General features: G+C 66.8%; 1 protein-coding gene. It reads right to left on the reverse strand.

The genetic code is table 11. The features are described from left to right. Nucleotides 1-211, reverse strand: a 211-nt coding sequence (locus tag EJI00_RS25245; RefSeq protein WP_221885081.1) for a hypothetical protein, incomplete at both ends; no start/stop codon positions are given.

A 211-nucleotide genomic window follows, 5' to 3' on the forward strand; every position in this document is an offset into this window, starting at 1 on the left:
CAGAGCCAACCCCACCTGGTAGGTCAGCAGCAGCGCCCCGGCGGTCAGGGCCGGGCCGCTGACGCCCAGCGCACCCACGAGCGAAGACATGCCCACGCTGGCGACGTTGGAGCCGCTGTTGCTCACGTTCAACCCCTGTGCGTTGTCGATGGCCGACATGACCACCTGGGTGAGCACCAGGTTCTTGTCGATGGCCGAGACGGGTGATTCC

The sequence above is a fragment of the Variovorax sp. DXTD-1 genome (assembly GCF_003984625.1).
In the GTDB taxonomy this organism is placed as follows: domain Bacteria; phylum Pseudomonadota; class Gammaproteobacteria; order Burkholderiales; family Burkholderiaceae_C; genus Variovorax.